Consider the following 21,720-nt stretch of genomic DNA (forward strand, 5'->3'; position numbering starts at 1 on the left):
CCTTTACCAACATGCAACCGGTCATGAATCCAAAATCCCCGGGGCTGTCAGTGCGTGTCGCCGATGACGGCTTTGCCGCCTATATCTGGGGCAGCGACTTCAGTTTCGAGGTCGCCGCCTATGGTGCGGCCGAAATCGGCAAGCCCGTCGCGCAGTGGCGCGTGACGCCGATCGTGCCGTATCGCAAGTGCTACGGCATCGACCCTGAAGAATTCAGCAGTTTCCGCGATGCGATCGACAGTGCGATTTTCATGGCTTATCTGGAAGACCAGCCGGTGGGGCATCTGGTCATCAGTACCAACTGGAACGGCTTTGCCCATATCGATGAACTGGCGGTGCATGCGTCGGCACGTCGGCATGGCGTGGCGAAAGCCTTGCTGGACGTGGCGCAGTTCTGGAGCCGCAAGAAAAAGCTGCCGGGGATCATGCTCGAAACCCAGAACAACAACCTCGGTGCCTGTCGCTTGTATGAGCGTTGTGGTTACGTGATCGGCGGCATCGACCATCTGCGTTATCGCGGCATCGACCCGAACACCGCCGAAGTGGCGTTGTTCTGGTATCGACTGTTCGACAATCCGCTGGAACACCCGATCAGCTCGCCAGCATCGCCGTGGCTTGTTCCGTGACGATGCCGAGCAGGGTCTGAATGGATGATGGCGGTGTCGCGTGCTTGAAGGTCAGCGCATGAAGGCTGACCGGCACCGCCGGTGACAACGGGCAGGTATCGAGTCCGCTGGTTCGCGCGCCCAGCGCAGTGAACGGATCGACGATGGCCAGGCCTTCACCGGCCTCGACCATGCTGCGCATCATCTGGTGGGTCTGCACCCGGGTGTGGATGCTCGGCGCCGGGCGCAGCGCCTGGAGTTTATGCTCCAGCGCCGGGCTCAACGGGTCCTGGCCTTCGAGGCCGACCATCGCCTGACCCGCCAGATCCTGCAGCGAAATGTACTTCTGCTTCGGTTGCAGCCAGCCGTGGGGCGCCAGCAATTGCAGCTTGCCCTGGGCCAGGACCTGGCAATGGATATCAGGGTGTTCCGGGTCGTGCAGGCTCAGTCCCAGATCGCTCTCGCGCAGCAACAGACTGCGAACGATGTGGCGGGTAGGTTCGCTGAGCAGGGTGCAAGGGACGTCCGGCAGACGTCGACGCAATGCCGCGAGACTTTGCGGCAACAGCTGTTGGGCCAGCGGCGGGGTGCCGATGATGCGCAGTGGCGGGGCCAGGTATTGCTTCAGGCTGCTGGCCAGTCGTTGCACCGGCTCCAGCGCGTCATAGATGCGGGCGATCTCGACTTGCAGCGCACGGGCTTCGGCGGTGGCCTGAAGGCGTCCGCGCACGCTGGCGAACAGCATGAACCCGAGCTGGCTTTCGGCTTCGCGCAACCGCGCTTCGACATCGCCCGTCGGCAATTGCAGCCATTCGGCGGCGGTGCCCACGTGCCCGGTCTGCAAAAGCGCCTGAATCACCTCGATATGACGTAAACGCATGCGTGAAGTCCATGTCCGGCCGTTGGGGTCAGTGGCTGAATCCTACCCCAACTCGGCGCGGATGACTTCTGCTCATAGCGATCGGTTATGAAGCGATCGACGGCTCAGGCTCGCGGATCAGCGTGATCCCCGATTGCACCAGCAGAAACTCGTTGTCGTCGACTTTATTGACCCGATCGCCAATCGCCAGTTTGTAGGTGGTAACAGGCTCCATGCCGGTAAATCCGTCTGCCGACGGGTTGGACTCCTGGAACTCATGCACGGAATAAACGCGGCCTTCCGCATCTCTTGCATGGAACTGACCGACGAGTACTGCTGCCATCTGCTTAGAACCTCTGGAGATAAAACGCTGGATTTGCGGCTTGGTAGACCGCCATCAAGCTCGGTAAGTTTTCCTACAGGAAAAAAATAATCCAGACGCGGGAAATATCTTTCGGCGTCTGGTTGAATCATCGTCGGATCATCTATAACTACAGGCTCCTCCCACGGACAGTCGAGAGTCTTCCCATGAGCAATGTCTATAACGTCGCGGTAGTGGTTGGCAGCCTGCGTAAAGCTTCGATCAATCGCAAGGTCGCGCTGGCGCTGGCGGAGCTGGCACCGGCCAACCTCAAGCTGAACATTGTGGAAATTGGCGATCTGCCCCTTTATAACGAAGACATCGACGGCGATGCACCGCCGGCAGCCTACAGCACTTTTCGCCAGCAAGTGGCGTCATCCGACGCGGTGCTGTTTGTCACTCCGGAGTACAACCGTTCGGTGCCGGCGCCGCTGAAAAACGCCATTGACGTCGGCTCTCGGCCTTATGGCAAGAGTGTCTGGGGCGGCAAGCCGGGTGCGGTGATCAGTGTCTCGCCGGGTGCCATCGGCGGTTTCGGCGCCAACCAGCATTTGCGCCAGTCCTTCGTTTTTCTCAACGTGCCCTGCATGCAGCAGCCGGAAGCCTACCTGGGCGGCGCCGGTACGGCGTTCGATGAGTCAGGCAAACTGAACGAGTCGGTCAAACCGTTCCTGCAAAACTTCATCAATGCCTATGGCGAGTGGGTTGTGCAACACAAGAAGTGAAGCGGCAACATTTCTGACACGATAACGAACCTGTGGGGGGATGGCTCTCACAGGTTTTTTTGTGGTCTGATTCTTTCCCTTTTATTGAAGGCTGTCGCGAATGCTTGCTGCGTCACTGATTTTCCTGCTGACCATTACCCTGGTGATCTGGCAACCCAAAGGCCTCGGGGTCGGTTGGAGTGCAACCTTCGGAGCGATTCTGGCGCTGATTTTCGGCGTGGTGCACCTGAGCGACATTCCGCTGGTGTGGCAGATCATCTGGAACGCCACTGGCACTTTCGTGGCGCTGATCATCATCAGTCTGTTGCTCGATGAGGCGGGCTTCTTTGCCTGGGCCGCGTTGCACGTGGCGCGATGGGGGCGGGGCAGCGGGCGCAAGCTGTTTGCCTTCATGGTGTTGCTCGGTGCGCTGGTGTCGGCGTTATTCGCCAACGACGGCGCGGCGCTGATCCTCACGCCCATCGTGATTTCCATGTTGCTGGCCCTGCGTTTTTCCCCGGCGGCGACTCTGGCGTTCGTCATGGGCGCGGGGTTCATCGCTGATACCGCGAGCCTGCCGCTGGTGGTGTCGAACCTGGTCAACATCGTCTCGGCCGATTTTTTCCACATCGGTTTCAACCGCTATGCGGCGGTGATGATTCCGGTCAACTTTGTCAGCGTCGCGGCCACGCTGGCGGTGTTGTTGTGGTTCTTTCGCCGTGACATTCCCGGGACTTACGACCCTGAACAGCTCGAACATCCAGAAACGGCCATTCACGACAAGGCCACGTTCTACGCCGGCTGGGCGGTGTTGCTGATTCTGCTGGTCGGTTGTTTTGCCCTGGAGCCGCTGGGCATTCCGATCAGCGCCATTTCGGCCGTGTGCGCGGCGTTGCTGCTGGGTATCGCCGCCCGCGGGCACAGGATTTCCACGCGCAAGGTCATGAAAGAGGCACCGTGGCAGATCGTGATTTTCTCCCTGGGCATGTATCTGGTGGTCTACGGTCTGCGTAATGCCGGGCTTACAGATCACTTGGCCGGTTGGCTGGATGCCTTCGCCGAGTACGGCGTGTGGGGCGCAGCCATGGGGACCGGCGTGCTGACGGCGTTGCTGTCGTCGATCATGAACAATCTGCCGACGGTGCTGATCGGCTTGCTCTCGATCGATGCGAGTCAGGCGACCGGTGTGGTGAAGGAAGCGATGATCTACGCCAACGTGATCGGCAGCGACCTGGGGCCCAAGATCACCCCGATCGGCAGTCTCGCGACCTTGCTCTGGCTGCATGTGCTGGAGCGCAAGGACATCCGGATTGGCTGGGGTTACTACTTCAAGGTCGGGATTGTACTGACGGTGCCAGTTCTTTTGGTTACGTTGGCGGCACTCGCCGTGCGGTTATCCTTTTAGAGCAAGTTGGCTTCAATCGCTGCGATGCGGCGGGCCGACAAGCCAGCTCCCACAGGTTATGCGGTGAACACTGGACCTGTGGGAGCGAGCTTGCTCGCGAAGGGGCCGGATCAGGCGGCACAGAAATCAGGATTGGCCGGGCACGTTCGGCCAAAGGTCTGACACCAGAAACAGCCGCTCGGCCTCTTCCCATTCGCCCCGGGCATTTTCGGTGAGGCGCACCATCAACTGTGCCGGGGCCAGCGGTTCCAGTGCAGCGAGCCAGGCCCGCAACTGCTCGTGGCTCCAGGCCTGATCTGCCGGGTAGTGCGCCGGTGCCAGCCACGCATGGCGGGGCAGGGGTTGCCAGCGACCGCCCGGGCGCTGGGCAACAAACGCCGGCCAATCCTTTTGATGCAGCCAGCTGCCGCGCAGATGCTGCGGATGCGCGCCGCTCGGGGGGGCCGATTGCCCGGGCCACGGATACAGCAGATAACCGCCCAGCCACAATTGCGCACTGAATGATTCGATATCCAGCGCCGCCAGGGCCTCACGGCTTTCCGGGCGGGCGGAAATCGGCAGCTGGTGTTGGCTCAGATGGGCCAGTTTGCGGTCCAGTCGATCATGGCAGCCGGGGCCAAGCCATCGCGCCGGGTCATGCCCGTTGCCGTCCTGCGGACCGAGGTAGAGTTTGATCGCCAGTTCCAGATGATGCACCCCGTCGCGGTCACGCAGCAGCATGTCGAGTTCGCCGAGGGTGTGACCTTCGCGGCGGATCGGCAGGTTGGCGGCGATCAGTTCGATCCCGGGCGCCTGCTCCACGGCGAATTGCCAGAGCCGTTCGTAATACAGGCCCAGGCGCCGGGTGCGGGCCTGGGACAGCCATTGCAGCAGACCGTAGCTGTCCCGGTCGAGACGATGCAGCCAGTGCGCCAGTCGCTCAGGGTCGTGCACCCAGTCGCTGCCCGCCAGCGGATGACGTTGCGGCCACGGCGTGGCAGCGAGCATCGGCGGGGCGAGGATGACCCACGCCAGATCGCGCACTTCAGGGTGGCGCAACTGGTGGGGCAACTGGAGTAAATCGGGAAACAGGATCATCTTGCGAGCATAGCCTTAAACGCAGGCGCACTCTTGGGCTGAAAGGGTTTTGTCTATCCGGCGCTTTCGCCCATAATCGTCGTTTTCGCCGCCGCAGCCCCTCGCAGGAGTCCCATGGAGCAATTTCGTAATATCGGCATCATCGGTCGCCTGGGCAGTTCCCAGGTGCTGGATACCGTCCGCCGACTGAAACGCTTTCTGCTCGACCGTCACCTGCATGTGATCCTCGAAGACACCATCGCCGAAGTCCTGCCCGGTCATGGCCTGCAAACCTCCTCGCGCAAGATGCTCGGCGAAGTCTGCGACATGGTCATCGTCGTCGGCGGTGACGGCAGCCTGCTCGGCGCGGCCCGGGCACTGGCCAGACACAATATCCCGGTACTCGGGATCAACCGTGGCAGTCTCGGCTTTCTCACCGACATTCGTCCCGACGAGCTGGAAATCAAGGTCGCCGAAGTGCTGGACGGCCACTATCTGGTGGAAAACCGTTTCCTGCTGCAGGCCGAAGTCCGTCGTCACGCCGAGGCTATCGGCCAGGGCGATGCGCTGAACGACGTGGTGCTGCACCCCGGCAAATCGACGCGGATGATCGAGTTCGAGCTGTACATCGACGGCCAGTTCGTCTGCAGCCAGAAGGCCGACGGCCTGATCGTCGCCACGCCGACCGGTTCCACCGCGTACGCGCTGTCCGCCGGCGGCCCGATCATGCATCCCAAGCTCGACGCTATTGTGATTGTGCCGATGTACCCCCATACCTTGTCGGGCAGACCGATCGTGGTCGATGGCAACAGTGAGCTGAAAATCGTCGTGTCCAAAGATATGCAGATCTACCCGCAGGTCTCCTGCGACGGGCAAAACCACTTCACCTGCGCGCCGGGCGACACCATCACCGTCAGCAAGAAAGCGCAGAAGCTGCGGCTGATCCATCCGCTCGACCACAACTATTACGAAGTCTGCCGCACCAAGCTCGGCTGGGGCAGCCGGTTGGGTGGTGGAGGCGACTGATGCTCGATCCTGCGCGCAGTTATGACCTGATCGGTGACGTGCACGGATGCGCCCTGACCCTGGAACACCTGCTGGACCGTCTCGGTTTCCACAAGCAGGGCGGGGTCTGGCGGCATCCATCGCGCATGGCCGTGTTCGTCGGCGACATCATCGACCGTGGCCCACGGATTCGCGAGGCGCTGCACATCGTCCACGACATGGTCGAGGCCGGTCAGGCCTTGTGCATCATGGGCAACCACGAATTCAACGCGCTGGGCTGGAGCACACCGGCACCGCCCGGCAGCGGCAAGCAGTTCGTGCGCGAGCACACGCCGCGCCATGCCCGGCTGCTGCATGAAACCCTGACCCAATTCGAACAGCATCCCGGTGACTGGCACGACTTCCAGCGCTGGTTCTATGAACTGCCGCTGTTCGTCGATGCCGGTCGCTTCCGGGTGGTGCATGCCTGTTGGGATGCCGGCCTGATCGAGCCGTTGCGCGCATTGTTTCCTGATGGCTGCGTCGACGAGCACTTTCTCCAGGCATCGGCGGTGCCGGGCAGTTTCGCCTGTACCGTGTTCGATCGCCTGCTGCGCGGCACCGACATGCGCCTGCCGGATGGTTTGACCATGACCAGTGGCGACGGTCTGGTGCGTTCGTTCTTCCGCACCAAATTCTGGGAAGACGATCCGCAGACCTACGGCGACATCGTGTTCCAGCCCGATGCACTGCCGGAACCGGTGGCGCAGAAGCCGCTGACCTCCAGTGAAAAAAATTCTCTGCTGCGCTACGGCGTCGATGAGCCGTTACTGTTCGTCGGCCACTACTGGCGCAGCGGCAAACCGGCACCGATCCGCCCGAACCTCGCATGTCTGGATTACAGTGCGGTGCTCTACGGCAAACTGGTGGCCTATCGTCTGGATCAGGAGACGCGCCTGGATCCGCATAAATTTGTCTGGGTCGATGTCGAGCGGCCGGAGGTGCTGCGATGAGCGCGGTAGCGGTATTGCGTCTGCCACTGGCGGTGGACCTGAGCGGGTTCGTCAAACTGCTGCAACGCATGCAGGTGCCGCATCGCGTGAGCGAAGAGTCGGGCGAGCAGGTGCTGTGGGTGCCGTCGGAAATCAGCGAAGACGTGCGCTCGCTGTATGAGCGCTTTCCGGCAGGTGACCCGGATCAGCAACTGGATATTCCGGCAGCGCCGACCTTCAAGCGGCCGAGCTTCGCCGAGCAACTGAAACACGCCAGGGCGACCGGCTTCATCCTGTTGCTGAGCCTGCTGGTCGGCGGTCTGACGTACCTGGGCGACAACCTCGACACGATGCGCTGGCTGACCTTTCTCGATTTCCGGGTGATCGGCGACTACATCCATTTCACGTCACTGGCCGACAGCCTGGCGGCAGGGCAGTGGTGGCGCCTGTTCACGCCGATGCTGATCCATTTCGGCATCCTGCACCTGGCCATGAACGGCATGTGGTACTGGGAGCTGGGACGGCGCATCGAGTCGCGCCAGGGCAGCATCAACCTGATCGGTCTGACGCTGCTGTTCAGCCTCGTGTCCAACTATGCGCAATTTGTCTGGAGCGGCCCGAGCCTGTTCGGCGGTCTGTCCGGTGTGCTTTACGGGTTGCTCGGCCACTGCTGGATCTTCCAGCTGCTGGCGCCGAACCCGGCCTATCGCCTGCCGCGAGGCGTGCTGGTGATGATGCTGGTGTGGTTGCTGGTGTGCATGTCCGGGCTGATCTCGGCCATCGGCTTCGGCCAGATCGCCAATGCCGCCCACGTCGGCGGGTTACTCATCGGATGCTTCACCGGTTTGTTGGGTGGTTTGTACAACCGCCGTAAACTGGCCGCCTGAATTTTTGAATAAAGAGCACGGAGACCCTGATGTCCTCTTTTAACGACCTGATCAAGAACATCACCCCGGATATCTACCAGAGCCTGAAACTGGCCGTGGAAATCGGCAAATGGTCCGACGGTGGCAAACTCACCGCCGAACAGCGCGAGCTGTCGCTGCAGGCGATGATCGCCTGGGAAATACAGAACCTGCCCGAAGAAGAGCGCACCGGTTACATGGGCCCGCAGGAGTGTGCGTCGAAGTCGATCGAGGTGCCGAACATCCTGTTCAAGTCGGACGCCATCCATTGATCGAGATTGGCCGCGGTGCAATCAGCAAAATGTCGGCGCGCCTGGACGGGCTGAACGTGCAATACGCGTTTCGTCTGGATGACGTCGAGGTGCCGGTCAACCCGTTGATCGGCACGACGGTGCGTCTGGAGTATCTGGGGGCGATTCACTGTACCCATTGTGGGCGCAAGACCAAGACCAGTTTCAGTCAGGGTTACTGCTACCCATGCATGACCAAACTGGCCCAGTGCGACGTGTGCATCATGAGCCCGGAACGCTGCCACTTTGAGGCGGGCACCTGCCGGGAGCCGGAGTGGGGCGAGAAGTTCTGCATGACCGACCACGTCGTCTATCTCGCCAATTCGTCGGGGATCAAGGTCGGCATAACCCGCGCGACCCAACTGCCGACCCGCTGGCTCGATCAGGGCGCCAGCCAGGCGCTGCCGATCATGCGCGTTTCCACGCGCCAGCAATCGGGCTTCGTCGAAGACCTGTTCCGCAGTCAGGTGGCGGACAAGACCAACTGGCGCGCCTTGCTCAAGGGCGACGCAGCGGCGGTGGATCTGGCACAGGTGCGCGATCAACTGTTCGACAGCTGCGCCGAAGGCCTGCGAGGTTTGCAGGAACGTTTCGGTTTGCAGGCGATTCAGCCGGTCACCGGTGTCGAGCCGCTGGAAATCCGTTACCCGGTCGAGCAGTACCCGGCCAAGATCGTCAGCTTCAACCTGGACAAGAACCCGATTGCCGAAGGCACGCTGCTGGGGATCAAGGGCCAGTACCTGATCTTCGACACCGGCGTGATCAACATTCGCAAGTACACGGCCTATCAGCTCGCCGTGCATCAATAAGGACTTCAGCATGCGCACCGAACAACCGAAGATGATTTACCTGAAGGACTATCAGGCGCCCGAGTACCTGATCGATGAAACGCACCTGACCTTCGAGTTGTTCGAGGACCACAGCCTGGTCCACGCGCAACTGGTGATGCGCCGCAACCCGGCCCGTGGCCCGGGCCTGCCGCCGCTGGTGCTCGATGGCCAGCAACTGGAATTGCTGTCGGTGAGCCTGGCGGATCAGGCACTGAGCGCTGCCGACTACCAGTTGACCGAGAATCACCTGACGCTGCAGCCGAAGAGTGAAACCTTCACGGTCGACACCAGCGTCCGCATCCACCCGGAAACCAACACCGCGCTGGAAGGCCTGTACAAGTCCGGCAAGATGTTCTGCACCCAGTGCGAGGCCGAAGGTTTCCGCAAGATCACCTATTACCTCGACCGCCCGGACGTGATGAGCAAGTTCACCACCACGGTGGTCGCCGAGCAGCACAGCTATCCGGTGCTGCTGTCCAACGGCAACCCGATCGCCAGCGGCCCCGGCGAAGACGGCCGGCACTGGGCGACCTGGGAAGACCCGTTCATGAAACCGGCGTACCTGTTCGCACTGGTGGCCGGTGACTTGTGGTGCGTCGAAGACTCCTTCACCACCATGACCAACCGCAACGTGGCGCTGCGCATTTATGTCGAGCCGGAAAACATCGACAAGTGCCAGCACGCGATGAACAGCCTGAAGAAGTCGATGCGCTGGGACGAGGAGGTCTACGGTCGCGAGTACGATCTGGACATCTTCATGATCGTCGCCGTGAATGATTTCAATATGGGCGCCATGGAGAACAAGGGCCTCAACATCTTCAACTCCAGCGCCGTGCTGGCCCGGGCCGAAACCGCCACCGACGCCGCGCACCAGCGGGTCGAGGCGATCGTTGCCCACGAGTATTTCCACAACTGGTCGGGCAACCGCGTGACCTGCCGTGACTGGTTCCAGCTGTCGCTGAAGGAAGGCTTCACCGTATTCCGCGACGCTGGCTTCTCCTCCGACATGAACTCGGCCACGGTCAAGCGCATTCAGGACGTGGCGTACCTGCGTACCCACCAGTTCGCCGAAGATGCAGGCCCCATGGCCCACGCCGTGCGCCCGGACAGCTTCATCGAGATTTCCAACTTCTACACCCTGACCGTGTACGAAAAGGGTTCGGAAGTGGTCGGCATGATCCACACCCTGCTGGGCGCCGAAGGCTTCCGCAAGGGCAGCGATCTGTACTTTGAACGCCACGACGGCCAGGCCGTGACCTGCGACGATTTCGTCAAGGCCATGGAAGATGCCAACGGTGTCGACCTGACTCAGTTCAAGCGCTGGTACAGCCAGGCCGGTACTCCGCGTCTGGCAGTCAGCGAGTCTTACGATGCCGCCGCGAAAACCTACAGCCTGACCTTCCGCCAGAGCTGCCCGGAAACGCCGGACAAGGTTGAAAAGCTGCCGTTCGTGATTCCGGTGGCACTGGGCCTGCTGGATAGCAAGGGCAACGAAATCGCCCTGCGTCTGGCCGGTGAAGCCTCGGCTCAGGGGACCTCGCGGGTGATCTCGGTCACCGAAGCCGAGCAGACCTTCACCTTCGTCGACATCGCCGAACAGCCGCTGCCGTCCTTGCTGCGTGGCTTCTCGGCGCCGGTCAAACTGAGCTTCCCGTACAACCGCGATCAACTGATGTTCCTGATGCAGCACGACAGCGACGGTTTCAATCGCTGGGACGCCGGTCAGCAACTGTCGGTGCAGGTGCTGCAGGAACTGATCGGCCAGCATCAGAAGGGCGAAAGCCTGGTGCTCGATCCGCGTCTGATTTCAGCCCTGCGCACGGTGCTGGCCGATCAGACCCTGGATCAGGCGATGGTGGCGGAGATGCTTTCGCTGCCAAGCGAAGCCTACCTGACCGAAATCAGCGAAACCGCCGACGTCGAAGCGATCCACACCGCCCGTGAATTTGCCCGTCAGCAACTGGCGGACAACCTGTTCGAAGCCTTGTGGCTGCGTTATCAGGCCAACCGCGATCTGTCGAAAAACACCCCGTATGTGGCCGAAGCCGAGCATTTCGCCCGTCGCGCGCTGCAGAACATTGCGTTGTCGTACCTGATGCTCAGCGGCAAGCCTGAAGTGCTGGCGGCAACGCTGGAGCAGTTCGAGACCTGTGACAACATGACCGAACGCCTCACCGCGCTGGCGGTGCTGGTCAACTCGTCGTTCGAGGACGAGAAGGCCAAGGCCCTGGCCAGTTTCGCCGAGCACTTCAAGGACAATCCGCTGGTCATGGACCAGTGGTTCAGCGTGCAGGCCGGCAGCACCTTGCCGGGCGGTCTGGACCGTGTGAAAGCCCTGATGCAGCACCCGGCGTTCAACATCAAGAACCCGAACAAGGTGCGTGCACTGGTCGGTGCGTTCGCCGGGCAGAACCTGATCAACTTCCACGCGGCAGACGGTTCCGGTTATCGCTTCCTCGCCGATCTGGTGATCGAGCTGAACGGCTTCAACCCGCAGATCGCCTCGCGTCAACTGGCGCCGCTGACTCGCTGGCGCAAGTACGACAGCGCTCGTCAGGGGTTGATGAAGGCGGAACTGGAGCGGATTCTTGCTTCGGGTCAGCTGTCCAGTGATGTGTATGAAGTGGTCAGCAAAAGCCTGGCGTAAGCTGAATTCAAAACAATCCCTGTGGGAGCGGGCTTGCCAGCGATAGCGATAGATCAGTCAACATTTATGTTGGATCTGATGCCGCCATCGCGGGCAAGCCCGCTCCCACAGTTTTTTGCGTCTCTTCAGTTACTTCAGATCGAACCGGTCCAGATCCATCACCTTCGCCCACGCGGCAACGAAGTCGTTGACGAACTGCTCCTTCGCATCGGAACTGGCATACACCTCGGCCAGCGCCCGCAGTATCGCGTTGGAACCGAACACCAGATCGACCCGCGTCCCCGTCCATTTCACATTGCCGGTCTTGCGATCACGACCTTCGAACTCATCCGCCGCCTTGGACGTCGGTTTCCATTCCACGCCCATGTCCAGCAGGTTGCGGAAGAAGTCGTTGGTCAGGGTGCCGGGCTTGTCGGTGAACACGCCGTGCTTCGTTTTGCCGACATTGGTGTCCAGCACCCGCAGGCCGCCGATCAGCACGGTCATTTCCGGTGCCGAAAGGGTCAGCAATTGCGCCTTGTCGATCAGCAATGCCTCGGCGGGCACACGATAGGTGCTGGCGGCGTAGTTGCGGAAACCATCGGTGTGCGGTTCAAGGAAACCGAACGATTCGACGTCGGTCTGCTCCTGACTCGCATCCGTCCGTCCCGGATTGAACGGCACGGTCACCGTGTGTCCGGCGTTTTTCGCCGCCTGTTCGACCCCGGCGTTACCGGCCAGTACGATCAGATCCGCCAGCGAGACGGATTTGCCCGAAGGGCCGCCATTGAACTCGTTCTGAATGCCTTCGAGGACTTTCAGCACCTTGTCCAGTTGCTCGGGCTGGTTGGCCTGCCAGAACCGCTGGGGTGCCAGACGCAGACGTCCGCCGTTGGCGCCGCCGCGTTTGTCCGAACCCCGGAACGTCGAGGCAGCGGCCCAGGCAGTGGAGACCAGTTCCGAAACGGACAGCCCCGACGCCAGCACTCGGCCTTTGAGTGCCCTGATATCGCTGTCGTCGATCAGCGGATGGCTGGCCTCGGGAATCGGGTCTTGCCACAGCAGTTCCTCTTGCGGCATTTCCGGGCCGAGATAGCGTGACAGCGGGCCCATGTCCCGATGAATCAACTTGTACCAGGCCCGGGCAAAGGCGTCGGCCAGTTGATCGGGATTGGCCAGAAAACGCCGCGAAATTTTCTCGTAGGCCGGGTCGAAACGCAGGGCCAGGTCGGAGGTGAGCATCCTCGGGTCGATGCGCTTGTTCGGGTCGTGGGCATGGGGAATGGTGCCGGCCCCGGCGCCGTTTTTCGGTTTCCACTGATGGGCGCCCGCCGGGCTCTTGGTCAGCTCCCACTCGAAGCCGAACAGGTTTTCCAGGTAGTTGTTGCTCCATTGGGTTGGCGTAGTGGTCCAGGTCACTTCCAGACCGCTGGTGATGGTGTCGGCCCCTTTGCCGCTGCCGAAGCTGTTTTTCCAGCCCAGGCCCTGAAGTTCAAGGCCGGCGGCTTCCGGTTCCGGGCCCACGTTATCGGCCGGACCGGCGCCGTGGGTCTTGCCGAAAGCGTGACCGCCGGCAATCAGCGCCACGGTTTCCTCGTCGTTCATGGCCATGCGGCCAAAGGTTTCACGGATGTCCCGTGCCGAGGCTACCGGGTCGGGATTGCCCTCGGGGCCTTCGGGGTTCACGTAGATCAGGCCCATCTGCACGGCGGCCAGCGGGTTTTCCAGATTGCGCTCGCCCTGATTGGTGCGACTCTGTTCATGGCCGTGCTCGGCCGGTTCGGCCACCAGCGTGCCATCGCCCGGTTCCTGCATGGCTTCGGGGTGCTTTCCGTAACGGGTGTCACCGCCCAGCCAAGTGGTTTCCGAACCCCAGTACACGTCTTCGTCCGGCTCCCAGACATCGGGACGTCCGCCGGAGAATCCGAAGGTCTTGAAGCCCATGGATTCCAGCGCGACGTTGCCGGTGAGGACGATCAGGTCGGCCCAGGAAATGTTGCGGCCGTATTTCTGCTTGATCGGCCACAGCAGGCGCCGGGCCTTGTCGAGACTGACGTTGTCCGGCCAGCTGTTGAGCGGGGCAAAGCGTTGCTGGCCGGAGCCCGCGCCACCCCGGCCATCAGCGGTGCGATAGGTGCCGGCGCTGTGCCAGGCCATGCGGATGAAAAGCGGGCCGTAGTGGCCGAAGTCGGCGGGCCACCAGTCCTGGGAGTCGGTCATCAGTGCCGTCAGGTCGCGCTTCAGGGCCTGGAAGTCCAGGCTCTTGAAGGCCTTGGCGTAGTCGAAGTCCTGGCCCAGCGGATTGGAGGCGGGCGAGTGCTGGCTCAGGATTTTCAGGTTCAGTTGATTCGGCCACCAATCGCGGTTCGTCGTGCCACCGCCGGCGGCGTGATTGAACGGGCATTTCGATTCATTTGCCATGTTCGGGTCCTTATCAGGTCTGCTGCGGCCGGCTCGTGCCGACTTCGGATTAGTAAGGCTAGACCCGACTCGGAAGGTCGGCTAATAGGCCGACTATTGGTGGCTGATAGGCATAGTCTTTTAGCGCTTTTCTGCATTGTTTTTTTCGGGGAATGCACAGACAGCTCGTTGCCGAACGGCGGGGTTGAGTGTTGAGAATCCCGTTCTTGAGCGGTTGCTGTAAGCATCGAGGCAAGAATCATGATGGCCATTGTAAATGTTATTGTATAACATAAAAATGATTTCATCTGATCGATGTCACTGACCTGTCTGTGTGGCGGTGGCCGCGATCCCTACCTTTCTGCCTTACGGAACTCTCGAAATGTCTCCCCGTTTTCCCTCCTTCCAGCCGAGCCTTCTGGCTTCTGCGCTGCTGATCGCATCCCCGGCGTTCGCCGGCGAACCCCTTGAACTGCAACCCCAGGTCATCACGGCCAACCCGTTGGGCAGTCAGACCCTCGCGTCACCCTCGACCGTGTTGAGCGGCGATGATCTGACGCTGCAGCAGAAAGGCAGCTTGGGCGAAACCCTGAACAAACAGCCAGGCGTGTCGTCGTCCTACTTCGGGCCGGGTGCGAGTCGCCCGATCATTCGCGGACAGGATGGTGATCGCATCCGTATTCTGCGCAACGGCGTCGGCGCACTGGACGCTTCTTCGCTGTCCTACGACCACGCTGTGCCACTGGACCCGATCAACGTCGAACGCATCGAGATCGTTCGCGGCCCGGCGGCGTTGCTGTACGGCGGCAGCGCCATCGGCGGGGTGGTCAACACCTTCGACAACCGCATCCCGACCGAGGCCATCGACGGCATTCACGGAGCCGGTGAACTGCGTTACGGCGGCGCCGACACCACCCGCAGCAGCGCGGGGAAACTCGAGGCCGGCAATGGCCAGTTCGCCTTGCACCTGGACGCCAGCGCTCGTGAGTTCAATGATCTGAAAATCCCCGGTTACGCAAAAAGCAGCCGGGAACGTGCGGGGGATGACGGCGACTCCCGCAAGCATCGCCTGGCCAACAGCGACGGTCGTCAGGACGGCGGAGCAGTCGGCGGTTCCTACACCTGGGATGACGGTTATGCGGGGCTGTCGTACAGCAATTACGACTCCAATTACGGCTCGCCGGCCGAAGACGACGTGCGGATTCGCATGCAGCAGGAGCACTACGCGTTCGCCTCGGAAATCCGCAACCTCGACGGTCCGTTCAGCTCGGTCAAGTTCGACGCCGGTTACACCGATTACCAACACCGCGAAATCGAGGATGGCGAGGTCGGCACCACGTTCAAGAACAAGGGTTACGAAGCGCGAGTCGAAGCCCGGCACCATCCGTTGGGACCGTTCAACGGGGTGATCGGCGCGCAGGTCAGCCGTAATGAGTTTTCGGCACTGGGCGAAGAAGCCTTTGTGCCGCACACCGATACCCATGCCGGTGCACTGTTCGTGCTGGAAGAACTGCAAGCCACGGATCGCCTGTTGTTCACCCTCGGCGGTCGTCTGGAACACACCACGGTCGACCCGGACGCCAAAGGCAACGAGCGCTTCGCCAATGCCGACCGCTCCAGCAGCTTCACCGCCGGCAGCCTGTCGTCTGGCGCGGTGTACACGCTGACACCGGTCTGGTCGGTTGCCGCCACGCTGGGCTACACCGAGCGGGCGCCGACGTTCTATGAGCTGTACGCCAACGGTGCCCACGTCGCGACCGGCACGTATGAAGTCGGGGATGCGGGTCTGTCAAAAGAGAAGGCCGTCTCCAGCGATCTGGCCCTGCGTTTTGACAATGGCACGCACAAGGGCAGCGTGGGCGTGTTCTACAGCCACTTCTCCAATTACATCGGTCTGCTCGGCACCGGGCGCACGCTCAATGACGAAGGTGAAGAGGACGCCGCCGGCATTCCCGAATATGCCTACTCGGGTGTCCGCGCACGCTTCAGCGGTATCGAAGCCCAGGATCGCTGGAAACTCGGCGAAACGGCCTACGGCAAGTTTGCGCTGGAACTGTCGGGCGACTACACCCGGGCCAAGAACCTCGACAACGGTCAGGACCTGCCGCGCATCGCGCCGTTGCGCTTGAACACCGGGTTGCTGTGGGAACTGGATCGCTGGCAGGCACGAATCGATGTGGAACACGCCAGTTCCCAGCATCGGGTACCGGACAACGAAAGCAGCACGGATGGCTACACCACGCTGGGTGCGAATGTGGGGTATCACTTTGACGTGGGCCAGAGCAAATGGCTGGCCTTCGTCAATGCCGAGAACCTGACCAACCAGACCGTGCGCTACGCCAGCTCGATCCTGCGCGACATTGCGCCGGCAGAAGGGCGGAGCATTCAGGTGGGATTGCGCACTACCTTCTGATCATTCCCCGCGCCAGCGTCCCGCGAACCGCGTGACGCTGGCGTCGGCATCAGCTCGACTGGGCGGTGTCGTCTTCCGGGATTTCCTCCCGCAGATCCTGTTGCCCCGGCAGCTCGGTGATCACGCTGAAATCCGTGACTTCCACCGAACCCAGCCCGTACCCCAGCAAGTGGAACGAGAAGGCCTTGCGCGGTTGCGGATTGTCGAAGCTGAAGTCCATTTCCAGCGGCTGATCCGCCGTGGCGACCATTTCCGATGGCAGGCCCAGTTGCACATCCTGTTCGAACTCCTTGGCCTTGAGCTGGATGTACGCCGCCTGTTGCGGGTCCATCGAGCGTACGGTCAGGCGCACGCGAGTGTGTGAGCCCTTGGGCATTTCCAGGTATTGCGCGCCGATCAGGTTGTCGGCCCAGTCATCCTTGATTTGCGCTTGCAGCGGGATGACGTTGTCGCTGCCGAACTGGTAGCGCTGGTTCAGCGGAGTGCGCAGCAGCGACAGGTCCAGCGCATCGGCGCGGGCCGCAATCTGCCGCGCATTCTGGCCGCTGGCATTGCCCTTGAATGTGGCGCTCTCGGCAATGAAGCCTTCACTGGCGTAGGCGCGGCAGCGGCGTGGCATGTCGCATTCGGTCAGGATGCCGTGGCCGTCGTGGTAGCGCAATTTGCCGTTGGTGAACGACATGATTTCGCGACCGGTATCGTAGTCGCGAAACAGCGAACGCCCGCTGAGTGCCGCCGGCACCGGCAGATCGAAGTAGTCGAGGATCGATGCACTCAGATCGACATGCCCGTAGGTCCCGACGTTCAGGTGCGGCAATTGTGCCTGCTCGGGTGCGAGGGTCAGGTTGAAACCCCAGGATGACGCCAGCCGTACCCCATCGATGCCATGGGATTCGTCCGAGGTGATCACCACCAGCGTGTCTTTCAGTACTCCCTGACGCTCCAGGCCGCTGAGGAACTGATCCAGGGCATCGTCCAGATAACCGACGGCCGCCTGTTTCGGCGTGTCGTAACGTTGCAGGTAGTCTTCCGGCGCGGAGTAGGGTTGATGGGTGCCGACGGTCAGCAGGGTCAGCATCCACGGTTTTTTCTGTTTCTTCAGTTGGCCGACGTAACCCAGCGCGCCTTCGAAGAAGGCCTTGTCGTCCTTGCCCCACGGGAATTCCAGGTAATTGGCATTCGTGAACCATTCCAGGCCGTGGGTCGCATCGAAGCCGATGTGCGGCATGATCTTGTCTTTGGCCATGAAGCGCAGCCCGGCGCCCTGCAGGTAATGCGTGGTGAAGCCGTTCTGACGCAACTGGGCCGGCAAGCAGGCCTGATTGCGTTCGTTCTGGGTCAGCATTTCCACGCCTTTGGGCGTGCCGTTGTTCAACTTGTCGTAATCGCCACAGAGCATCGCATACAGGCCGCGAATGGTCTGGTGCGTGTGCAGGACGTAATCCGGTGTGTTCATGCCGCGTTCGGCCCAGCGGCTGAGCTTGGGCATCAGGTCTTCCTGATAATGGCTGCCGATGGCCTCGCGATTGGCGCGGATGTAGGCGCCGGGAATGCCTTCGACAGCCACGATCAGCACGTTGCGCGCCTGACCTTTTGTGGCCAGCAGCGAACGGCCGTTCAGGTCCAGATCCGTGAGTCCGGCCATCGATGGTGCGGGCGCTTCACGACCCCCTTCCAGCCATTCCTCGGTTTGCATCTGCAGATCGGCCAACTGCGCGGCGAGCAGTTGGTGAGGCAGGTTGTACAGACGCCATGGGTCGGCGTCGCTCGGCGAAAGATTCTGTGCGCCCCAATGGGTGGCGAACAGCAACACCGGTGCCGACCATACGGCGCGGGGCAGGGCCGGGGCAGGTGTTCTGCGGTTTGCCCACTGCGTCGCCAGCCACAGCAAAAGCGCCAGCAGCAATGCGCCGGCCACCGCCGGATGGGCGAAACCGCCGCCAGTGGAGTTCTCGACGAATTGCGGGTCGATCAGATAATGCAGGTCCTGAGGATTGGGCAGGCGTCCGACTGCACTGACGAGTTCTGCCGTCGCCACCGTCAGCAACCCCCAGAACACCAGCACCGGCAGGCCCAGCCACCACGGCCGGCGATGCAACAGAACCACCAGCAGGCTGCCGATGGCCAGGTCCGACAGATAGCCGAACAGACTCGACCAGCCGAGTGCCGCCCGCAGGCACACCGGTACGATCAGTACCAGAAAAGCCAGAGAGAGAAGACGGGCGTCGGCGTGCCGAAGCCGTTGAAAAAAAGCGCTCACAAAAAAGACCTTCCAGCCATCAAACCGTCATAAAAGTGTGCGCGATGATAACAAGGGAGGGCTGTCTGATCGCCCTTTTAAACGTGAGTCTGATCCGTTGTCGAAAGCCTGTACGACCTGTATGGATCGCGGAAGGCCTTGGCCGGCAATCCTGTCAGCGGCAGGGGCCGCATTTTTCCGGCGTACAGCAGGACGAAATTAATTGTTTCAGGCTGTTTATCCGGGGCCGGGGTGGCCAGTTTTTGCGAAGGTACATACACAAACGGGGCGGCATGATCGTCGATCACGCCGCCCCGTTTGTTCTTTCAATAAGTCCTTCGGATCAATGCATCTTGCTGTGATCGTGGCCTTCCATGTTGGTCAGCGAGCGTACCGGCGCCTGGACTTCGATGGCTTGTTTCTCGCCCTTGGCGTTTTCCACGGTCAGGGTCAGCGGCACGGTTTCGCCTTCCTTCAGTTGACCGTTCAGGCCCATCAGCATCACGTGGTAGCCGTTCGGATCGAACTTCACAGCCTTGCCCGCCGGCAGGTCGACCGAATTGACCGGGCCCATGCTCATCACATCGTTCTTCATGGTCATTTCGTGAATCTGCACGTCCTTGGCCACCGGCGAAGCAACGCTGAGCAGCTTGCTGTCGCTGTCGGCGGTGACGGTCATGAACGCGCCGCTGGCCGACTGGCTTGGCACGGTCGCACGGACCCAGGCGTCGTCGACCCGGGTCTGCGCCGAAACCTGGAAAGCCAGGCCCAACAAGGACAGGCCCAGTGCGGCACGTTTGATGTTGTTCAGGAAAGGGTTCATCAGCAGACCTCCATGACGGTTTGCAAATCTTCCGTACACTCTTGTGCAGAAAGCGATTGGGACAGACCCACGCGCAGGTTGCCGCGGGTGTCGTAGACATAACTGGTGGACGTGTGCGACAGGGTGTAAGTGTCGCCGGCAGGGACTTTTTCGTAGAAGACGTCGAATTCCTTGGCGGTGGCTTTGGTTTCCTCGAGGGTGCCGTACAGGGCGACGAAGCTCGGGTCGAAGGTCTTGACGTAGGCGTCGAGGATTTCGGGTGTGTCGCGTTCCGGGTCGAGGGTGATGAACACCACTTGCAGGATGTCGCCATCCTTGCCCAGCAGCTTCTTGATTTTTGCCGCGCGGGCCAGGGTCGTCGGGCAGACGGCCGGGCACTGGGTGAAACCGAAGAAAATCATCGGCATCAGGCCGCGAAAGCTCGACAGCGTCACGGTGTTGCCTTCGGTGTCCTTGAGCTTGAAGGTGCGTCCGAGGATCTTGTCGCTCAGATCCTTGCCGTACTTGTACGACAGTTGGCCGCGGGTGTCGCAGCCGGCGAGCAGGCCCAGACCGAGCACGCCCATTCCCGCAAGCACCTTGCGGCGAGTCAACAAAGCCGTCATCTAATACCGCCCTTTGCAGCCCGCCGGTCGCAGGACGGGCGGGGGGTTAACCGTAAAAGCGGCGCATGATACCAAAATGAACCGGCAGGTCGGTTTTTGATCACCGACGGATGTCAGATCGGGCGACAAAAGGTGTAAGAAAACATGACCTGCGGTTATCGCGGCGACGACTCGGCCGGGCTCCAGCTACCGCCCAGCGCGGTGTACAGGTTCACCTGCGCCACCAGTTGCGCCAACCGGTCGGAGATCAGACCCTGCTGGGAACTGAACAGCGAACGCTGGGCATCGAGAAACGTCAGACTGCTGTCGACCCCGGTCCGGTAGCGGTGCTGCGCCATGTCGTAATAGTCCTGAGTGGCCTGCACCAGATCGCGCTGGGCCTGGAGCTGCTGCTGATAAGTCTCCCGCGCGGCCAGGCCGTCGGACACTTCCTGGAAAGCGGTCTGAATGGTCTTCTCGTATTCGGCGACGGTGATGTCTTTCTGCAACTTCGCGTAATCCAGGCTGGCGCGCAGGCTGCCGGCATTGAAGATTGGCAGGGTGATCTGCGGCTGGAAGGTCCAGGCACCGGAGCCGCCCTTGAACAGCCCCGACAGGTCCCGACTCGATGTGCCGGCATTGGCGGTCAGGCTGACACTCGGGAAAAACGCCGCCCGGGCCGCGCCGATATTGGCGTTGGCGGCTTTGAGCTTGTATTCGGCCTGGAGAATGTCCGGCCGGCGTTGCAGCAGATCCGACGGCAACCCGGCCGGCACCTGCGCCACCAGGTCACTGTCCAGCGGACGAGCCGGCAGGGATTCGGGTACCGGCGCACCCACCAGCAGGGTCAGGCTGTTCAGGTCCTGGGCCACTTGCCGCTGATAGCGGGCGAGGCTGGCACGGGTGCTGTCGACGCTGGTCTGCGCCTGGATCTGATCCAGCGCCGAAGACTTGCCCGCTTCGCGGTTGCGCGTAGTGAGGCGCAGGCTTTGCTCGTCGGCGGCCAGGGTTTCCTGCGCCAGTGCCAGCAATTCCTGGTCGGCGCGCCAGGTCAAGTAGGCGTTGGCGACGTTGGCCACCAGACTCAGTTGCGCACTGCGTCGGGCTTCTTCGGTGGCCAGCCAGCTCATCAGGGCCTGTTCACTGAGGCTGCGGACCCGGCCGAAAAAATCCAGTTCGTAGGCACTGATGCCGAGGTTCACGGAATAGGTGGAGGTGATCGCGGCTTTGGTCCGGGTCACGCTCGCCGGTATTCGCTGGCGCAGCTCGCTGGCATTGGCCGACACCGCCGGCAGCAAATCTGCGCGCTGAATCCGGTATTGCGCCTGGAAGGCTTCGACGTTCAGCGCCGCCACGCGCAGGTCGCGGTTGTTGACCAGCGCGCTTTCGATCAACTGTTGCAGCGCCGGGTCATTGAACAGTCCCCGCCAGTCTTCGACCGCCACGGTGGGCGTGCCGGACGTTGCGTAGGCGGGACCTTGCGGATACTGCGCCGCACTGGGTGAAGCGGGGCGCCGGTAATCGGGAATCAGCGAGCAACCGCCCATCAGCAACGCCATGGACAGCAGAGAAATCGACAATCTGGACATCAAACGCTCTCGTTCATTTATAGGCGCATGGGCGCCGGACACCCGGCATCGAAGC

18 protein-coding genes are annotated in these 21,720 nt (G+C 61.6%); 10 read left to right on the forward strand and 8 right to left on the reverse strand.

The window, feature by feature from the left end:
- Positions 1-11 precede the first annotated feature (11 nt).
- Complete coding sequence (locus NWV16_RS11695) at positions 12-626, forward strand: GNAT family N-acetyltransferase (protein ID WP_260523138.1); 615 nt, start codon at positions 12-14, stop codon at positions 624-626.
- Here the strand turns inward: NWV16_RS11695 and NWV16_RS11700 are convergent.
- On the reverse strand, positions 592-1,485 hold the full coding sequence (locus NWV16_RS11700) for a LysR substrate-binding domain-containing protein (RefSeq protein WP_260523139.1): 894 nt from the start codon (positions 1,483-1,485) through the stop codon (positions 592-594). The two genes, NWV16_RS11695 and NWV16_RS11700, sit on opposite strands and share 35 nt — an antisense overlap.
- A gap of 85 nt (positions 1,486-1,570) precedes the next feature.
- On the reverse strand, positions 1,571-1,807 hold the full coding sequence (locus NWV16_RS11705; protein ID WP_065261116.1) for a hypothetical protein: 237 nt from the start codon (positions 1,805-1,807) through the stop codon (positions 1,571-1,573).
- A gap of 185 nt (positions 1,808-1,992) precedes the next feature.
- Here NWV16_RS11705 and NWV16_RS11710 point away from each other — a divergent pair, with 185 nt between their 5' ends.
- Positions 1,993-2,550 (forward strand): NADPH-dependent FMN reductase, encoded by a 558-nt coding sequence (locus tag NWV16_RS11710; RefSeq protein WP_260523140.1) that lies wholly within the window; start codon positions 1,993-1,995, stop codon positions 2,548-2,550.
- A gap of 100 nt (positions 2,551-2,650) precedes the next feature.
- Complete coding sequence (locus NWV16_RS11715; RefSeq protein ID WP_260523141.1) at positions 2,651-3,934, forward strand: arsenic transporter; 1,284 nt, start codon at positions 2,651-2,653, stop codon at positions 3,932-3,934.
- Between the two features lie 126 nt (positions 3,935-4,060).
- On the opposite strand, the gene NWV16_RS11720 is transcribed toward NWV16_RS11715, so the two are convergent.
- Positions 4,061-5,011 carry a DUF1853 family protein gene (locus NWV16_RS11720; RefSeq protein ID WP_260523142.1) on the reverse strand — a complete coding sequence of 317 codons (951 nt, stop codon included), beginning with the start codon at positions 5,009-5,011 and terminating at the stop codon, positions 4,061-4,063.
- Between the two features lie 114 nt (positions 5,012-5,125).
- On the opposite strand from NWV16_RS11720, the gene NWV16_RS11725 reads away from it, so the two are divergent.
- From NWV16_RS11725 to pepN, 6 genes are read left to right on the forward strand one after another with little or no spacing between them, the layout of a single operon-like run.
- Positions 5,126-6,016: an NAD(+) kinase gene (locus tag NWV16_RS11725; protein WP_065261120.1), complete on the forward strand. Its 891-nt coding sequence runs from the start codon at positions 5,126-5,128 to the stop codon at positions 6,014-6,016.
- A complete protein-coding gene (locus NWV16_RS11730) occupies positions 6,016-6,987 on the forward strand; it encodes a metallophosphoesterase (protein ID WP_260523143.1) in 972 nt (323 codons plus the stop codon). Before NWV16_RS11725 ends, NWV16_RS11730 begins: the two co-directional genes overlap by 1 nt.
- A complete protein-coding gene (locus tag NWV16_RS11735; RefSeq protein ID WP_065261122.1) occupies positions 6,984-7,853 on the forward strand; it encodes a rhomboid family intramembrane serine protease in 870 nt (289 codons plus the stop codon). The genes NWV16_RS11730 and NWV16_RS11735 overlap by 4 nt, the downstream gene beginning before the upstream one ends.
- Positions 7,854-7,882: 29 nt before the next feature.
- Complete coding sequence (locus NWV16_RS11740) at positions 7,883-8,143, forward strand: YeaC family protein (protein WP_085698878.1); 261 nt, start codon at positions 7,883-7,885, stop codon at positions 8,141-8,143.
- Positions 8,140-8,970 (forward strand): DUF2797 domain-containing protein, encoded by an 831-nt coding sequence (locus NWV16_RS11745; protein WP_260523144.1) that lies wholly within the window; start codon positions 8,140-8,142, stop codon positions 8,968-8,970. The genes NWV16_RS11740 and NWV16_RS11745 overlap by 4 nt, the downstream gene beginning before the upstream one ends.
- Positions 8,971-8,980: 10 nt before the next feature.
- Positions 8,981-11,638 (forward strand): aminopeptidase N, encoded by a 2,658-nt coding sequence (pepN, locus tag NWV16_RS11750; protein ID WP_260523145.1) that lies wholly within the window; start codon positions 8,981-8,983, stop codon positions 11,636-11,638.
- 129 nt (positions 11,639-11,767) lie between these two features.
- On the opposite strand, the gene katG is transcribed toward pepN, so the two are convergent.
- Positions 11,768-14,038: a catalase/peroxidase HPI gene (katG, locus tag NWV16_RS11755; RefSeq protein WP_260523146.1), complete on the reverse strand. Its 2,271-nt coding sequence runs from the start codon at positions 14,036-14,038 to the stop codon at positions 11,768-11,770.
- Positions 14,039-14,399: 361 nt separating this feature from the next.
- Between katG and NWV16_RS11760 the strand changes: the two genes are divergently transcribed.
- The gene (locus tag NWV16_RS11760; protein WP_260523147.1) at positions 14,400-16,430 is read left to right on the forward strand and encodes a TonB-dependent receptor; all 2,031 of its coding nucleotides are present in this window, start codon (positions 14,400-14,402) and stop codon (positions 16,428-16,430) included.
- Positions 16,431-16,479: 49 nt separating this feature from the next.
- Here NWV16_RS11760 and NWV16_RS11765 read toward each other — a convergent pair whose 3' ends face one another.
- The 4 genes from NWV16_RS11765 to adeC form a co-directional block, all read right to left on the reverse strand.
- Positions 16,480-18,690 (reverse strand): LTA synthase family protein, encoded by a 2,211-nt coding sequence (locus NWV16_RS11765; protein ID WP_260523148.1) that lies wholly within the window; start codon positions 18,688-18,690, stop codon positions 16,480-16,482.
- 322 nt (positions 18,691-19,012) lie between these two features.
- Positions 19,013-19,492 (reverse strand): copper chaperone PCu(A)C, encoded by a 480-nt coding sequence (locus tag NWV16_RS11770; protein ID WP_260523149.1) that lies wholly within the window; start codon positions 19,490-19,492, stop codon positions 19,013-19,015.
- Positions 19,492-20,097 carry an SCO family protein gene (locus NWV16_RS11775; protein WP_065261130.1) on the reverse strand — a complete coding sequence of 202 codons (606 nt, stop codon included), beginning with the start codon at positions 20,095-20,097 and terminating at the stop codon, positions 19,492-19,494. Before NWV16_RS11775 ends, NWV16_RS11770 begins: the two co-directional genes overlap by 1 nt.
- Before the next feature lie 155 nt (positions 20,098-20,252).
- A complete protein-coding gene (gene adeC / locus NWV16_RS11780) occupies positions 20,253-21,665 on the reverse strand; it encodes an AdeC/AdeK/OprM family multidrug efflux complex outer membrane factor (RefSeq protein WP_260523150.1) in 1,413 nt (470 codons plus the stop codon).
- Positions 21,666-21,720: the final 55 nt, after the last annotated feature.

The organism is Pseudomonas sp. BW7P1 (assembly GCF_024981055.1).
GTDB classification, from domain to species: Bacteria; Pseudomonadota; Gammaproteobacteria; order Pseudomonadales; family Pseudomonadaceae; genus Aquipseudomonas; species Aquipseudomonas bananamidigenes.